Genomic DNA, 16331 nt, shown 5'->3' on the forward strand with positions numbered 1-16331 from the left:
AATGATGACAGGTAAACAAAAACGGTATTTACGTTCTTTGGCGGCCACAATGGTACCGGTCGTACAAATCGGTAAAAACGGTTTGGAAGATAGCGTGATTGACAGTGCTCGCGCCGCATTGATGGCACGAGAACTCATCAAGGTAAAGCTACATAACAACAGCCCCGAGGAGAAGACAATTTTTCAAGAGTTAGCAGATATGTTAGGCGCGGAACTCGTACAAGTCATCGGATTTAACGGCGTTTTATATAAGGCGAAAAAGGAACCGAAGATTATTTTACCGAAGTAGGATGCATTTTATATTGAATGTATTTTAAGAACCATGTCGCCTGTAGATTTCATGTGGTTGCTTTCATCAGTGGAGGACTAATCCTATGCGTAGCGCTATCGTAAAGGCAAAGCGAATTGTAGTAAAGGTAGGTAGTAGTACTCTTTGCTATGCCAACGGACATTTAAATTTAGAGCGTATTGAAAAGTTGGTACGTCAATTGTCTGATTTGGCTAATCAGGGAAAGGAAGTTATTCTTGTGTCCTCCGGTGCTACCGGTGCAGGTTTGGCACCTCTAGGATTTAAAGAAAAACCGCGTGATCTCGTATTAAAACAGGCGGCGGCCGCCGTAGGTCAAGGTGTACTGATTCATATGTATGAGCGTATGTTTCGTGAATATGGTCGTACGGTAGCGCAAATTTTGCTGACGAAAGAGGATAGCACCGGTCGCCACAGTTATCTGAATTTACGCAATACATTGCATACTTTGCTACAACTCAATGTCATTCCTATTATTAATGAAAATGATGTGGTAGCCATTGAGGAATATAAAATTGGTGATAACGATACCTTATCGGCTACGGTAGCCGGTATTGTCGATGCTGACTTACTTATTATTTTGTCGGATATAGAAGGCCTTTATACGGCAAATCCGACAATACATCTGGATGCTACATTGATTGAAACCGTATCGGAAATTACTGATGACACTTTTTCTATTGCCGGCGGTGCCGGATCTGATATGGGAACGGGCGGTATGTATACAAAGATTAAGGCGGCTCATATGGCGACAAACTCCGGAGTGCCTATGGTAATCACTTCCGGTGAGGTAGAAGATTCTATACGTCGTGTCTGCAAAGGTGACCAGATCGGGACGCTTTTTGAGGCACGTGATAGCAGTTTATCCGGTAAACATCATTGGCTTGCTTTTGGAAAACGTTTAAAAGGTGTTATTGTTGTTGATGACGGTTGTGCTCGCGCTATACTTGATCAAGGCGCCAGCATATTGCCGGCCGGAATCATATCCGTAGAGGGTGAATTTGAACCGGGGGACACGATTTCTATTTATCATCAAGAAAAGGAAATCGGACGCGGCCTCACGAATTACGGTACAGCGGATATGAAGGCCATTAAAGGTCATAATTCTAATGATATTGCAAACATTTTAGGCATAAATACAACCTATGATGAAGCTGTACATAGAAATAATTTAGTCTTATTACATTAGGAGCGCTGCTATGAATCAATATGAAGAATTATGTGTCGATATGGGACAACGTGCTAAAGAAGCTTCTTATGAACTGGCTCAAATTGATCAGGGTGCTTTGGATCGTGCGTTATTAGCTATTGCCGATTCTCTGGAAGCTCATATCGATGAGGTTATGGCGGCTAACTCCAAGGATCTTGACCAATCCGTTCATTACGATGTGCCGCAAACGATGTTGGATCGATTGACCTTGACGCCGGAGAGAATTGCTCAGATGGCATTGGGTATCCGACAGGTAGCTGAACTGAAAAGTCCTGTAGGGACACTACTGGAAACGATTACGAGGCCTAACGGTTTACGCATTGAAAAACGTGCTGTTCCATTCGGTGTTATCGGCATTATATTTGAAGCGCGTCCCAATGTGACTGTTGATGCCGGCGTACTCTGTTTAAAGACTTCGAATGCGACCATCTTACGGGGCGGTAAAGAAGCATTAAATACGAACAAGGTTATCGTAAGCCTGATTAGAAATACATTGGAAACTCAAGGAATTACACCGGATGCGGTACAACTGGTTGACGTCCTTGATCGTGATATGGTGGGCGCTTTACTGGCGCAAAGACAATATATCGATGTTATCATTCCGCGTGGTGGTGCGGGACTTATTCGTCGCGTTGTCAATGAAAGTAAGATTCCTGTTATTGAAACGGGTAGCGGTATATGCCACACTTTTGTTGATGAATATGCCAATTTCGATATGGCTGTACAAATTGCAGTTAATGCCAAGGTACAACGTCCATCCGTCTGTAACGCCATGGAAACCCTGCTGGTACATAAAGCGGTTGCCGATGAATTCTTGCCCCGCTTACAGGATGCGCTTGAATCGTATAAGGTGCGTATCCATGGTGACAAAGATGTGTCAAAATATATGAATCATACGATTCCTCTCGAAGACATATCATTCAGTACGGAATATAACGATTTAGATTTAAATGTGCGTATAGTCGATTCTTTAGCTGAGGCTATCGATCACATCAATCGGTATACGACTCATCACTCTGAGGCGATTATCACCGACGAGCCGATGCGTGCCACCGTATTTATGAATCTCGTGGACTGCTCTACCGTATATCATAATGCATCCACGCGTTTTACGGACGGCTTTGAGTTCGGCTTCGGAGCGGAAATCGGTATCAGCACACAGAAATTGCATGCTCGTGGACCGATGGGATTACAGGCTCTCACCTCCTATAAGTATTTTGTGTTTGGAGAAGGTCAAGTTCGGTCGTGAAACAGCTATACTATCTGATAAGGGCATATTATCGTTATATTCAGACCTCGAAGGGGCGATATGAATGGATGTCCTATGGTAAGGCATTGCTCTTATTTATCATTATTTGTGTCATTGTCATAAAGGGTGTGACCTTATTATGGTAGAAAAAAGAAAGATAGGTATTATCGGAGGGACCTTTAATCCAATTCATTTGGGGCACCTCATGATTGCCGAGGTGGCATGTGAAAGCTTCGGCCTGGAAAAGGTTATCTTTGTTCCTGCCCGTATTCCACCGCATAAGCAACATGATGTTATTGACAGTCGACATCGCTATGCTATGACAGCCGCTGCGGTTATGGATAACCCTAACTTTGAAATATCCGATGTGGAAATGCATCGTGACGGGCCGTCCTATACGGTAGATACGATACACTATTTCAAGAATCTGTATGGGCCAGATGTGGAATTTTATTTTATCGCCGGAACAGATACGATTTGTGCATTACCGACGTGGAAATATATCGATGAACTACTGGAGCAGGTTCATTTTATCGGGGCTACAAGGCCGGATGGATCTGCAGATATAGATGCCGCCTTAGACGCTTTAGGACCGATAGCAAGAGACAAGGTACATCTTATGGAGGTTCCTGAAATGAGATTGTCCGCTACATATTTGCGGGAGCGCCTGCGAGAGGGAAAGACCGTTCGCTATATGCTACCTAAATGCGTAGTTGATTATATTGAAGATAATCATATTTATGAGAAGGATTGAAGTATGTTATCATTTGATGAAATTAAAGATGCGGTTAGTCGGTTGATGGGAAAAAAACGTTTTAAACATACTTTAGGTGTGGTTGAAGCGGCGACACGATTAGCTGAACGGTATGGAGTAAATCGGGATGAGGCTCGTTTGGCAGCATTGTTACATGACTGTGCTAAGGAAATGCCTTTGCAGGCTATGCAGCATCTTGTTCGGGGCAGTACTTATGATGCGGATGATGAAATGTTGCAAAACGGTGCTTTATTACATGGCCTTGCAGGGATGATACGAGCTGAGCGGGACTTCGCTGTTACGAATCGCGATGTGCTGGAAGCTATACGCGTTCATACAACGGGTAAGGTGGGGATGTCCAAATTGGATAAAATCATCTTTTTAGCCGATTATATTGAGCCTAATCGGGAGTTTCCCGGCGTAGATATGTTGCGCAAGGCGGCCGATGAGGATTTAGATACAGCGGTTTTGCTCGGCTATGATACGACCTTAAGGTATCTCCTGGATCAACAACTTTCAATTTATCCGCTGACCATCCTCGGTCGCAATGATATATTACGTTCGTGTAAATAATGGGGTATAAGTAATGGAAGAACGTGAACGAGCTCGAGCTCGCCGACGTAGACGGAGACGTCAACGTCAATCAAAGGTTAAATGGACAAGACTTATTATTGTAGGAATTATTCTTATAGCTGTCCTCAGCGGTATCGGATGGGGATTGTACACCGGTGTGTCATATGTATATAGGTCGATTACGGGCTATAGCGAGAACACCGTAGAGGAGACCTCCGATAAACAAGATGTATCCACAGTATCTGTGGAGCAGAAGCGCCTTGATAAGCCTGTTTATGTTCTCGTAGTCGGTACTGATGAAAATAATCCAAGTCAAGGTGACAGTTTATTTCTGTTATCTATCAATATCGATCAGAAAACGATGGATATTATAGGAATACCAAGTAACAGCAAGATTGATAATCGGGATCAGACTGCAACGGTTATGCTGAACACTATGTATGAAAAGGGCGGTATTGAATTAACAAAAGCAGTTGTGGAGGATATGTTCCATATATCGATCCCTTACTACATCGTGGTGAATCAGGATGCTTTCAAAAAAACTAATGACGTATTAGGCGATCAGCAAATCTATGTGGAACAGAATATGGAACATTTTGATGCTGATGGTGTACAGGATATCGATTTACGTCGCGGCTATCAGACATTGAACAGTGATAAAGCTCTGGCATATTTGCGCTATTCCGATCCGAAGAACGATACATTTACACGATTACAGCGTCAGGAACGGTTTTTGAAATTATGGGTTGAGAACGAACATAATTCTTTCTTCCTTACTAATGCATGGCATATTTGGCGTGTGTGGGATTATTATGAAAGCAATATCTCCACGATGGATGCTATCAAGTTAATGTACAATGTGGGGCGCATGAATAAAGATCAGATTCATTTTTATATTCTGCCGGGTGAAAAGGAAGTTATTGAAGATAAAACGTATTGGAATATAAACCCTACAGAAGCACAACGATTGGTTGGCATTATGATGGGAACATTGCCGGCTAATGAAATGACACAGTTCATATCGGCACCGACAAACTCCACTACAAAGCGTTCCGATGATTCTGAAGATTCAAAAAAGGCGACTACAAAGCCGACAGAGCCCGGTGATGATAACAACGCTAAAAAAGAGAATCGATAAGGAGATAGAATGAAAGAAAAGAAAGATATTAAAAAAATTGTATTGCAATTAGCACAAGCCGGATTTGATAAGAAAGCAAAAGATATCACGATTTTGGATTTGGAAGGAATTTCCATGTTGGGTGATTATTTTCTTATCACCAGCGCAAATAATATCAAGCAGTCCCAAAGTATTGCCGATGAAATTGAAGATAAAGGGGCTGAACTCGGTATGACCGTCCGACATCGGGAAGGATACAGAGAGGGTGAATGGATCCTGTTGGATTTCGGCGATATTATTTGTCATATTTTTGGCGGAAGCGAATTGCGCGAGTTCTATGGTTTAGAAGAACTGTGGAATGATGCTCAGCGAGTTCCGTTTGAAGGAGTTTAAAATGGCGACGGAATTGTTGGAAAATACGATTGCCACATTAAAAGTACTGCGTACCAGTGACCAGGGTGCCTTTTTAGATGGACAAACGGGGAATACCAACGATGATATTCTATTGCACAAGGATCAGCAAACGATGCCTGTTGCGATTGGTGATGAAGTAGAGGTATTTCTATATCGGGATCCGAAAGGGCGTTTAACGGCATCGATGCGTTTACCGGCTATGAAGGTTGGTCAGATCGGTTATGTAGAGGTGATTAATACGACGAATTTCGGCTGTTTCGTCGAGGTCGGCACAGAGCGTGGAATTTTTATGCCTCACGCTGAAATGCGCGGTCGTCCACAAATCGGTGAAAAGGTTTGGGTCCGTCTGTATACGGATAAATCCGGACGCATGGCTGTATCCATGGATGTGGATGACGAAATGCGTCGCGCTTCTAAAGCGGCTACGGAGGCCGTTGTGGGACAGATGGTAAAAGGGGCTATCTATAATTTGACAAGCGATGGGGCCTTTTTTATTACGCCGGAGCGATGGATTGCATTTTTGCACTGCTCGGAAATGACCAGAAAATTAAAGGTGGGCGAGATGGTTGAAGGTCGTATTACATTCAAACGTGACGACGGACGTATCAATGTATCAATGCGACCTATAAAGGAAAAAGCCATCGTATCGGATGGAGATATTATTATGGAATATCTCCTTAACCGAGGAGGTAAAATGCCTTATAGTGATGAGTCGTCCTCGATGTTAATTAAAGATAAATTTAACATCAGCAAGGCGGCTTTCAAACGGGCATTGGGCCATTTGATGAAGGAAAAGAAGATTATTCAAGAGGATGGTTGGACCTTACTTACAGACATCGGTCGTTCATCTCTCGCAGGTAATGAGTCACAAGACAAGGAATAAAGGCGATGAAAATTGTCATTGTAGGGGCCGGTAAGGTCGGCTATTCATTAGCACAACGATTGCTTCAGGATGATCATGATGTATATGTGATCGACAAATCACCGGAACGCATTAACAATCTTGAAAGCACTTTGGATGTCAGTTTAGTCCAGGGGAATGGCAGTGATTTACAACTGCTCAATGAAATCGACATGTCTGATGTGGGCATGTTTATTGCCGTAACGGATTCGGATGAAGTAAATATGCTGTCTTGTGCAGTGGCTAAAATCATGGGCGTGCCTACGACTATTGCCCGTGTACGGGATAATAATCTGGCTGAACATATGGATGACGATATGAAAGCCAAGCTGGGCGTAGATCTATTTATCAATCCTGAGATGGTTACAGCGCAGGAATTGTTGCGAATTCTTGAAACTCCGTCTGCCATTGATGTGGAGGAATTCGGACAGGGGGCTGTGCGCCTTATGGAATTCAAACTGAATGATGAGGTACCGATAGTGGGGCGTGCACTGAAGGATATTCAATTTCCTGAGGGGGTTCTGCTCGTAGGTATTCTAAGATATGGGGAAATGATTATTCCCCATGGTGAAAGCCAGCTGCAACCCGGCGACAGCGTATTCTTTTTAGGCCTTAAAGAAGGGATTGAAACGGTAGAAAATCAATGGTTTCATAATCATACGGCTTTTTACAAACGCGCGGTCATCATCGGCGCAGGTTTATTGGGGCGGAATCTGACTGTACTATTAGAACAGGCCGGCTTTTCCGTTAAGATTATTGAGAAAAATTTTGAACGATGCGAACAGTTAGCGGCTCAAGTGGATAGAGCGATGGTCATCAATGGTGATGGTACCGATTTTGACCTGCTTGAAGCCGAAGAAATTGCGGATAGTGATGTTATCATCGCATTGACGGATGATGATAAACTGAATCTGTTGGTGGCCCTTGTAGGAAAACATATGGGTATTCCTAAAACTGTTGTTCGCGTAGGTCGCCCTGAGTATATTATGCTTATGGAGCAGGTCGGTATTGACGTCGTATTTTCTCCGCGCCTCTTGACAGCAGGTCAAATTTTGCGTTTTGTTCGCAGCGGAGAAGGTGTTGTATCTATTTCCACCTTTGAAGGAGGTAAGGCGGAATCTATTGAAATCGCTATTACCGATGAATCTCCGGTGGCAGGCAAACAGTTAAAGGATATACGCCTCCCCGGAAAAGCTTTGGTCGGTGTTATCTTACGTGGTGATGAAGCCATTGTTCCTCGCGGTGACACGAGGATTCTTGATGGTGATCATATCATTATGTTTACCTTACCTGAATCGGTAAGTAAATTACTTAAGTATCTCACGTAGTCTGGAGGGTCTATGCGCATTCAAATCGTCATGTCTTTGGTGGGCAAGCTACTTTATATTTACGGGGTATTTACGATAATTCCCTTTATATATGGCATAGCATTTGAAACTGCATACTGGTCATTTCTAATTACTACCGGTCTTTCCGTAGTACTGGGGGCGGTTCTTGTTCGCTATGGTCGTGACAGTCAAAATTTCAGTTTGCGCGACGGCTTTCTTGTAGTATCTTCCATTTGGATTCTAACGATTATTTTAGGGGCCATTCCCTTTCTAGGCAGTGGAATACTTACGAATGGTTTTGATGCCCTTTTTGAAGCTACATCAGGTATCACGGCTACGGGCGCTACAATAATTTATAATGTTGATGAGCTGCCGGATACGTTTATTCTTTGGCGCGGTTTAATGCACTGGATCGGCGGGATGGGGATTATCGTTTTAATCCTTTCCTTTCTAAAAAATTTAGGTGCCGATGCAGCTCATTTCTTTAATGCCGAAGCATCTGTACCTAAGGTAGGCGTGGTGATGCCTCGTGTACAATCTATAGCTTTGAAATTATGGCAGTTATATGTGGTGTTTACCGTATTATGCTTCCTTATGTTATGGGCGGGAGGACTCAGTCCTTTTGATGCGTTAAATTATGCGTTCTCCATCATTTCTACGGGCGGATTTACTCCGACTACGGCAGGTGCATTTATTTATGAGCAGAACAATTACATTTGCTTTGTGTTTATATTCTTTATGATTCTTGCAGGTGGTAATTTTGCTATATATTACGGGGCATTGCAACGGGGAATAGGGGTTCTTTTACATGATTTTGAAACCCGCATGTATTGGCTCGTTTTATTTATTGGTATTGCAGTTACGGCAATATCGTTAGCATGGCATTCGGGCTATACTGATCCATTGCAGATCGTTCGGGATTCGGCATTTAATCTGGTGTCTTTACAGACCGGGAGCGGATTTGCTGTCAGCGATTATGATTTATGGCCGGCAGCAGCGCAAATGATGCTGTTCATTTGTACTTTTTTTGGAGGCTGCAGCGGATCTACTACAGGGGGCATAAAGATTATTCGGCTTATCACTCTTATTAAGAGCAGTATTCTGTATTTACGTAAATCAATTCATCCCGATATGGTACAGGTTGTGCGCATCAGTGGTAAGCCGATGCCGGAAAAAGCGATTCAGATGACACAACAGTTTATATTCCTTTATTTGTTGATCTATGTAGGCTCCGCCTTTTTAATGACATGTACGGGATTGACGACTTATGATGCATTACAGGTTGTTACCGCATTTTTAAGCAATGTAGGCTTAGGCTTTGGCGGATTTGGTCCGACTGATTCGTTTGCTGTTATGCCGAATACGGCTAAATTAATCGCATCTGTTGATATGTTATTAGGTCGTCTGGAATTATTTACTATTCTCGTTATGTTACACCCCCAATTCTGGGAAGGTTATTTTATCAAGAAAGAACCTCTTAAACGCTATAAAATTCTTTAGGAGGAACGATGCAGGTTATAAAACGTCCGCTAGGGTTATATAAGGCTAATTGTTATGTATTGATTCAAGATGGAAAATCTCTAATCATCGATCCCGGTTTTCATAGTCATCATATCATTAATATGGTAGGGGATTCACAGCCTTTAGCCGTATTATTAACACATGGCCATTGTGATCACGTATCCGCTTTGGATGATATCTGTGAGCATTATCATATTCCTGCGTATTTGCATCCGGAAGATCAGGAGTTGCTACAGCTCATTAGAAGACGCCCCAGTGTATATAAAAAAAAGATGTATACCGACTGTGAAGATCTGTTGCCCGGTAAGTTGAATTTAGATCCTTTTACGATAACTGTGCATCATACGCCGGGGCATAGTGCCGGATCTGTTTGCCTTGAAATAGGTGAATACCTTTTTACGGGGGACACTCTCTTCAAGCAAAATGTGGGAAATACGGACAATTATAATGGCAATGCATCACAGTTATTGGCGAGTATACGCTACCTTTTGTCATTGCCTAAAAACCTGATAGTTGAGCCCGGACATAAGGATTCTACGACCTTGCGGAATGAAGAACGTTTTATGAAAAATCTTTTGTTATAGTGTTGACAAATATTGTGATAACCGATATACTAATCAAGTACTTTGGATAAGGCCCCGTGGTGTAGCGGTTAACATGTCGCCCTGTCACGGCGAAGATCGTCAGTTCAAATCTGATCGGGGTCGCCATCATGCCTCGGTAGCTCAGTCGGTAGAGCAACGGACTGAAAATCCGTGTGTCGACAGTTCGATTCTGTCCTGAGGCACCATGTACATGCGGGAATAGCCCAGTGGTAGAGCATCGCCTTGCCAAGGCGGGGGTCGCGAGTTCGAATCTCGTTTCCCGCTCCAATTTTATATGGCGGCATAGCCAAGCGGTAAGGCAGAGGTCTGCAAAACCTTTATTCCCCAGTTCGATTCTGGGTGCCGCCTCCACAAACGTCATCCATGCCGGGGTGGCGGAACAGGCAGACGCAACGGACTTAAAATCCGTCGGTTGGAAACAACCGTACCGGTTCGATTCCGGTCCTCGGCACCATTAGACTAACTTAGGTTAGTCTTTTTTATTTTATATGAAAATTATCTTATAGGGGATATTTATGAAGAGAAAAATTAATCTATTGATCAGTGAATGTCTCTGCGGAGTGCCTTGCCGCTATGATGGAAAGGATAATGCACTTCCTTGCCTTAAAGAGTTAGAAGCTTCATTTAACTTAATTCCTGTTTGTCCGGAGGTATTGGGCGGGTTAGATACGCCGAGACAGCCGGCGGAACGATGCGGTTCCAATATTTGTACTTGTGATGGTACCGATGTAACGGATGCATTTTTGAATGGAGCACAGCTCGTATTAGATATGGCATTACAGAATAGTTGCAAGGTCGCCTTAATGAAAGCGAAAAGTCCCAGCTGCGGATATAAACGCATTTACGACGGTACTTTTACGAGAACCCTTACAAATAGACATGGTGTGACTGTGGAACGTTTATTGCATCATGACATTGAGATTTATACGGAAGATGATATTCTCGATTTATTAGAAAAATATAAGTAATATAGAAGTATTGAAAATTATATATGCTATTCAATATAATTTGGAATTATCTAAAATTATTTACAGATAAACAGCCTCCTAAGGTTGATAGCTATTTACGATTTTGCGGTAAATAGTGCCAACCTTAGGAGGCTGTTGTTCATATATATGTAATTAATATAAAATTAATATAAAATCATTTGCCTGCATTTGCTGGGTCGTTTGTTAGGGGTTGATCTCCGAGCAGGGTAGTAAGGTTATGCAAATTGAAACGATACTTGCTGTTACTGAAATCCCGCTGCGGATCATATCTTTGACTCGGTGCATGCATGAGCCCTACCAAGGTGTCGTAGAGTAAATCATTTGTGAAATACTGATGTTTATGACTATTGAGCACTGATACCGTTTGTGGATAGGTAGCGCGATATTGAGGAGATAAATAGATCCAGAATGGTATATGCGTCATGATAAAGTCGAATGTGTCTGGATTGTGAGATTTATCGAGACTTTCACCATGATCGGAAAAATATACCATAGCCTGAAGATTCAGTTTTTCCTTACCATATGTATAAATTTGCTGTAATAGCCAATCCGTATAGAGTTGACTGTTCGCATAGGCTTCCTGTCCGTCAGGATAAGGACCTTGTTTCCATTTACTGAATTCATGAGGATAACGGTCATTATAATAAATATGGCTGCCCATGATATGAATGACGATAAAATTATTTTTGGTAGGATCCACGGTCTTGAGTAATGGCAATAACGCTTCATCGTAGCGATCCGAGAATGCATAGGATTCATGCGCCCATTTCGTCGTATCTGCTGTTTTCGCCATTAACGAGATCGCCGTATCATATTCTCCGAATACACCTTGATTACTGAACCAGGATGTAGTGTATCCCGCTTTTTTAGCAATGTCTAAAATATTGGCGGAATCGAGGAATGGTCGATCATCGTATTGATTGCGCTCAGATAGGGCGCGTTCCAGGCTCGGAACGGTCTGTACATAGGATGAATATGCATTATCAAAGAAGATAAAGTCTTTGTTATCCGCATACATAGCACCTTGCCAAGGTGTATCATCATAAGGAAAAGCGGGATTATACATTTTCATATAATCTCGAGAGCTCGATTCACCGATGACGAGGATGATTGTGCCCGGTGTTTCTTTAGCAGCCGTATCGGTTGAATCCAAATTGAAAGAATCAAAGACAAGATGATGATTATCATTATATTGCTGCATTTGTTTTACATAATCACCGGCTGAAATCCAATTGGCTACGATACAAGTTTTGGGAAATAAAAAGAATGGCACGTATACGAGAAATGCGGCTATCGAGGCGATGAGCAATGCGGATCGCATAGGTCGTGTCGTGTTGAGATTTACTACATATTTCATGCCCAGATTGGACCAATATAATAAGTATGTCCAAAGGATTAGACCAATTCCAACGGCTATTAGGCCCGGGATGCCGGCGGCATTTTTAAGAAATCCGAAGGCTTCCTCCGGATTAGTCATATATACTGCGAGGAGGCTGGCCGGAGTCAAACAATGCCAAGTTGTCATGTAGTAGCCGATTTGTAGGAACGGAATGAGACTTAGTATCATGGTGATGATAGCCATGATGAATGATGTCGTTTTATGGAATCGATTAGTCTGGGTGATTAGAAATTGAATTCCTGAAAACCCCATAAAGATGAGAAGACCGAAGAGAAAATCATTGGCAAATTCATAAAAATATAGAGGCTTTACGTAGGACCAGTGGAATAGCAACGGAAAGGTCAATGCCCATAGAATACCGACTAATCCATATCCCAAAAACGGGCGATGAAACACGGTACAGCCCATAAAATATTGAAATAAAAATGTACCTACAATAGTAGGCACAGCTAAAATTGTAATATCTTCTACATCTAATCCTAATGTAATCGGTTCGTAGATGATGTACAGTACAATATATAACAAAATGCCTATAATACCAAAGCGAAAAATAGGATTACGTCCTATTTGCTTTATCATGGATGACATAATACGGCCTCTCTTACAAGAAAACAATAATATATAATAACTACTCTAATAAAGATAGCAGATGAATGCAAAAAAAACAATTATTTGAAAGTACTATGATAAATGCTTTATAATTATATAGTTAAATATATTATTTCTGAGGATTGGGGATTATGGGCGATTATAATTACAAGCTGGACGTTTTTGAAGGCCCTCTTGATTTGCTGTTGCATCTCATCGAAAAACATAAAATAGATATCACCGATATTCCTATCGTCGAGATTACGAGCCAATACTTGGAATATCTGGATAATTGGAATCATTTTGATATTTATTACAGCAGTGAATTCCTCGTTATGGCATCCACATTATTGCAAATTAAATCACGAATGCTGTTACCTAAGGCAGACCCGGAACCGGACGAGGCGGAAGATCCTCGGGATGAACTGGTGGCTAAGTTAGTGGAGTTTAAAAAGATTAAAGACTTCACAGCTCTACTTATGGAACGCACGTCCACATCTTCCGACTGTTTTAGCCGCCCCGAAGAAACCAGTGTGCTGGGATTAGATAATGTTTATAATTTTGAACTTTCACAGTTGTATCAAATCTTTTATCAAACATTGAAACGTGCAAAGGAAATATCTGACGAAGAGCCTTTACATGAAGTTAAAGTGGAAAAGGACACGTATAGTTTAGAGGATATGATTTTGTCTTTGTCCAGCCGTATTCGCCGTGGTGAAAGCCTTTATTTTAGAGAATTACTCATAGCTATTGAGACGAAGAGCGGTATGGTTACAATATTCATGGCCGTCCTGGAGTTACTTAAACAGCAAGTGATGGAAATGCGGAGTGAAGGTGAAGATATTATCTTTACAGCAACCGTAGGACAAAATTTGTAGAAAGGGGATACTATGTCGTTACCGACAAAGCATTTAGAGGCTGTTTTATTTTCTGCTGCGAAACCGATATCCCAGGATATGTTGGCGGATGTTTTCGAGCTTTCAGAACAGGAAATATCTGATTATATTAAATCATTACAATCTGAATTGGAATTGAATGATCGGGGGATACGTGTTCGTGTATCCGGTGCCGGTGTAGAATTGGTGAGTGTCAGTGAATCAGCACCGTATGTGGGACATATCCGCAAGCGGGAAGATAAATTATCGAATGCGGCGATGGAAACATTGGCTGTTATCGCTTATAAGCAGCCTATTACAAAGGCGGAAATTGAAGAAGTCCGCGGGGTTAATAGCGATAAAATCATCAAACAGTTGCTTACCAGATCTCTCATTGCTGAGCTGGGTCATAAGGATACGGTAGGGAGACCAATTTTATATGGCACGACAGATGAGTTTTTGCGCAGTGCCGGTGTCGAATCGATAGATGCACTGCATCAGGAAGTATCGGAAACAGAAGGGTAATATGGAACGATTACAGAAATATATTGCCAGTTGTGGTATTGCATCACGACGTAAGGCAGAGGCGTTGATCACAGAAGGACATGTTCAGGTTAATGGTCGCAAAGTGACGGAGCTAGGCGTAAAAATCGATCCGCAAAAGGATCGTGTCAAGGTAGATGGTCAATTATTGGCACAAGAAAAACCGGTATATTATTTATTGAATAAGCCTAAGGGGGTCATCACATCCGTATCGGATCCGCAGGGTAGAGAAACCGTGTTGGATTATATAAAAAATGAGTCGAAACGTATTTATCCTGTAGGTCGTCTCGATTTATATACGGAAGGATTATTATTGCTTACCAATGATGGAGAGTTGGCGCAGAATTTGACACATCCTTCAAAAGGTGTAGAAAAAACGTATGAAGTTCGTATTAAAGGTCGAGTACGCGATGAAGATTTACAAATCATTGCGAACGGTGTCAATCTTGAAGACGGTATGACCGCACCGGCTACGATTATAGATCTGGGCTTTGATGATCATAACGGGGTTCATGAGGTGGAGATTACAATTCACGAAGGAAAGAACCGTCAGGTACGACGCATGTTTGAGCATTTCGGCTATCGTATTCACAATTTAAAGCGCATCGCTTATGGGGGACTTACGTTAGGTGGTGTAAAGAGAGGCGGTTCACGAGAGTTGACGTCTCGCGAGGTGAAAGCTTTAAAAGCGTTGGGGTCTGATAAGAAATGAAGCAGATCATTGTTATTGGAGGCGGTGCAGCAGGATTGATGGCGGCGGTTATCGCCGGTCGTGAAGGCGCTCGTGTCATACTGTTAGAAAAAATGAATATGGTCGGTAAGAAAATGGGAATTACCGGTAAGGGCCGTTGCAATATCACTAATAAAGCTGATATGGTTGAATTTATAAAGAATACACCGGGAAACGGTAAGTTTTTATACAGCGCTTATGAGCGTTTCAGTAATGAAGATTTATTGGAGTTGTTACATAGTTGGGGCCTTAAGACAAAAGTTGAACGCGGCGGTCGCGTCTTTCCTGAGTCGGATTCCGCTTTGGACGTACGTGATACGTTCATGAAAGTTCTTAAAAAGTATCATGTTCAAGTTCGACTGAATGAGCCCGTAAGAGAAATTACGGTTCAGGATGGCCGTGTTATTGGTGTGCGAACCGATAAAGAACGATACGCATGTGATGCGGCTATTTTATGTACAGGCGGTGCTTCCTATCCGTTGACTGGTTCTACCGGAGACGGTTATATACTGGCGGAACAAATCGGGCATACGGTAACAGATATCAGACCTTCCTTGGTACCGATCGTGACTGATGAAACATGGGTTAAGGATATCATGGGCCTTAGCTTGCGTAATGTAGAGGTATCGGTTATTTCGAAAAATAAGATACAGGCGAAGCAGTTTGGAGAAATGATGTTTACACATTTCGGTATTACGGGACCCACTATTTTATCGCTCAGTCATACGGTGGGAAAATTATTGCGCAAAAAAGATCCTCAAATCTCTATAGAGATTAATTTAAAGCCCGCTTTGACACCGGATGTATTGGATAAGCGTGTACAAAAAGATTTTGATTTATATTCAAAGAAGCAATTAACGAATGGGATGAAGGATTTGTTGCCGCAAAATTTAATACCTGTCGTTATACGATTAGCAGAATTAGATCCTGCAAAGCCCGTTAATCAAATTACGAGGGACGAACGTCAACGGCTATGTCATGTGTTACAACATATGACATTGACTGTAAAAGGGCTTCGTCCTGTGGAGGAGGCTATTGTTACAGCCGGCGGACTATCATTAAAAGAATTTAATCCTAAAACGATGGAATCAAAATTGATTCAAGGGTTATATGGTGCCGGTGAAGTGCTTGATATCGATGCTTTCACGGGCGGATATAATTTACAGGCCGCCTTTTCTACGGGCTATGTCGCGGCTATGCACGCTGTTCATGGAGATGAGGAATAGAG

17 protein-coding genes and 5 tRNA genes are annotated in these 16331 nt (G+C 42.2%); 21 read left to right on the forward strand and 1 reads right to left on the reverse strand.

Annotation, left to right across the window (positions count from 1 at the left end; all coding sequences use genetic code 11):
- Positions 1-4 precede the first annotated feature (4 nt).
- The 17 genes from yhbY (at position 5) to HMPREF1521_RS01160 (ending at position 10947) form a co-directional block, all read left to right on the forward strand.
- The gene (gene yhbY / locus HMPREF1521_RS01080) at positions 5-289 is read left to right on the forward strand and encodes a ribosome assembly RNA-binding protein YhbY (protein ID WP_038114787.1); all 285 of its coding nucleotides are present in this window, start codon (positions 5-7) and stop codon (positions 287-289) included.
- A gap of 85 nt (positions 290-374) precedes the next feature.
- A complete protein-coding gene (gene proB, locus HMPREF1521_RS01085) occupies positions 375-1496 on the forward strand; it encodes a glutamate 5-kinase (protein ID WP_038114789.1) in 1122 nt (373 codons plus the stop codon).
- A gap of 10 nt (positions 1497-1506) precedes the next feature.
- Positions 1507-2766, forward strand: coding sequence for a glutamate-5-semialdehyde dehydrogenase (locus HMPREF1521_RS01090; protein WP_038114791.1), 1260 nt, complete (start codon positions 1507-1509; stop codon positions 2764-2766).
- A gap of 139 nt (positions 2767-2905) precedes the next feature.
- Entirely contained in the window at positions 2906-3520 is a 615-nt protein-coding gene (gene nadD, locus HMPREF1521_RS01095; protein WP_038114793.1) for a nicotinate-nucleotide adenylyltransferase, read from the forward strand.
- A 3-nt stretch (positions 3521-3523) separates the two neighbouring features.
- On the forward strand, positions 3524-4093 hold the full coding sequence (yqeK, locus tag HMPREF1521_RS01100; protein WP_038114795.1) for a bis(5'-nucleosyl)-tetraphosphatase (symmetrical) YqeK: 570 nt from the start codon (positions 3524-3526) through the stop codon (positions 4091-4093).
- 13 nt (positions 4094-4106) lie between these two features.
- Positions 4107-5231 (forward strand): LCP family protein, encoded by a 1125-nt coding sequence (locus HMPREF1521_RS01105; RefSeq protein WP_038114798.1) that lies wholly within the window; start codon positions 4107-4109, stop codon positions 5229-5231.
- A gap of 9 nt (positions 5232-5240) precedes the next feature.
- Positions 5241-5603, forward strand: a complete 363-nt coding sequence (gene rsfS / locus HMPREF1521_RS01110; protein ID WP_038114800.1) for a ribosome silencing factor — start codon at positions 5241-5243, stop codon at positions 5601-5603.
- A gap of 1 nt (position 5604) precedes the next feature.
- The gene (locus HMPREF1521_RS01115; protein ID WP_038114801.1) at positions 5605-6507 is read left to right on the forward strand and encodes a S1 RNA-binding domain-containing protein; all 903 of its coding nucleotides are present in this window, start codon (positions 5605-5607) and stop codon (positions 6505-6507) included.
- 5 nt (positions 6508-6512) lie between these two features.
- The gene (trkA, locus tag HMPREF1521_RS01120; RefSeq protein ID WP_038114803.1) at positions 6513-7853 is read left to right on the forward strand and encodes a Trk system potassium transporter TrkA; all 1341 of its coding nucleotides are present in this window, start codon (positions 6513-6515) and stop codon (positions 7851-7853) included.
- Between the two features lie 12 nt (positions 7854-7865).
- Positions 7866-9353 (forward strand): TrkH family potassium uptake protein, encoded by a 1488-nt coding sequence (locus HMPREF1521_RS01125; RefSeq protein WP_038114806.1) that lies wholly within the window; start codon positions 7866-7868, stop codon positions 9351-9353.
- A gap of 8 nt (positions 9354-9361) precedes the next feature.
- A complete protein-coding gene (locus HMPREF1521_RS01130) occupies positions 9362-9958 on the forward strand; it encodes an MBL fold metallo-hydrolase (RefSeq protein ID WP_038114811.1) in 597 nt (198 codons plus the stop codon).
- Positions 9959-10008: 50 nt separating this feature from the next.
- Positions 10009-10084, forward strand: a tRNA-Asp gene (locus HMPREF1521_RS01135).
- 4 nt (positions 10085-10088) lie between these two features.
- Positions 10089-10164: transfer RNA gene (locus tag HMPREF1521_RS01140), tRNA-Phe, on the forward strand.
- Between the two features lie 7 nt (positions 10165-10171).
- A tRNA-Gly gene (locus HMPREF1521_RS01145) sits at positions 10172-10246 on the forward strand.
- Between the two features lie 9 nt (positions 10247-10255).
- A tRNA-Cys gene (locus HMPREF1521_RS01150) sits at positions 10256-10330 on the forward strand.
- Positions 10331-10344: 14 nt separating this feature from the next.
- A tRNA-Leu gene (locus HMPREF1521_RS01155) sits at positions 10345-10433 on the forward strand.
- Positions 10434-10494: 61 nt separating this feature from the next.
- Positions 10495-10947, forward strand: coding sequence for a DUF523 domain-containing protein (locus HMPREF1521_RS01160; protein WP_038114814.1), 453 nt, complete (start codon positions 10495-10497; stop codon positions 10945-10947).
- Positions 10948-11122: 175 nt separating this feature from the next.
- Here the strand turns inward: HMPREF1521_RS01160 and HMPREF1521_RS01165 are convergent, their stop codons facing one another.
- Entirely contained in the window at positions 11123-12955 is a 1833-nt protein-coding gene (locus HMPREF1521_RS01165; RefSeq protein ID WP_038114817.1) for a phosphoethanolamine transferase, read from the reverse strand.
- 152 nt (positions 12956-13107) lie between these two features.
- Here HMPREF1521_RS01165 and HMPREF1521_RS01170 point away from each other — a divergent pair, with 152 nt between their 5' ends.
- From HMPREF1521_RS01170 to HMPREF1521_RS01185, 4 genes are read left to right on the forward strand one after another with little or no spacing between them, the layout of a single operon-like run.
- Entirely contained in the window at positions 13108-13833 is a 726-nt protein-coding gene (locus tag HMPREF1521_RS01170) for a ScpA family protein (RefSeq protein WP_038114820.1), read from the forward strand.
- 12 nt (positions 13834-13845) lie between these two features.
- On the forward strand, positions 13846-14355 hold the full coding sequence (gene scpB / locus HMPREF1521_RS01175; RefSeq protein WP_038114824.1) for an SMC-Scp complex subunit ScpB: 510 nt from the start codon (positions 13846-13848) through the stop codon (positions 14353-14355).
- Position 14356: 1 nt separating this feature from the next.
- Positions 14357-15085 (forward strand): pseudouridine synthase, encoded by a 729-nt coding sequence (locus HMPREF1521_RS01180; RefSeq protein ID WP_038114826.1) that lies wholly within the window; start codon positions 14357-14359, stop codon positions 15083-15085.
- On the forward strand, positions 15082-16329 hold the full coding sequence (locus HMPREF1521_RS01185; protein WP_038114829.1) for an NAD(P)/FAD-dependent oxidoreductase: 1248 nt from the start codon (positions 15082-15084) through the stop codon (positions 16327-16329). The genes HMPREF1521_RS01180 and HMPREF1521_RS01185 overlap by 4 nt, the downstream gene beginning before the upstream one ends.
- The last annotated feature ends 2 nt before the right edge of the window (positions 16330-16331 follow it).

This window comes from Veillonella sp. AS16 (assembly GCF_000517785.1).
Taxonomy (GTDB): Bacteria; Bacillota; Negativicutes; order Veillonellales; family Veillonellaceae; genus Veillonella; species Veillonella denticariosi.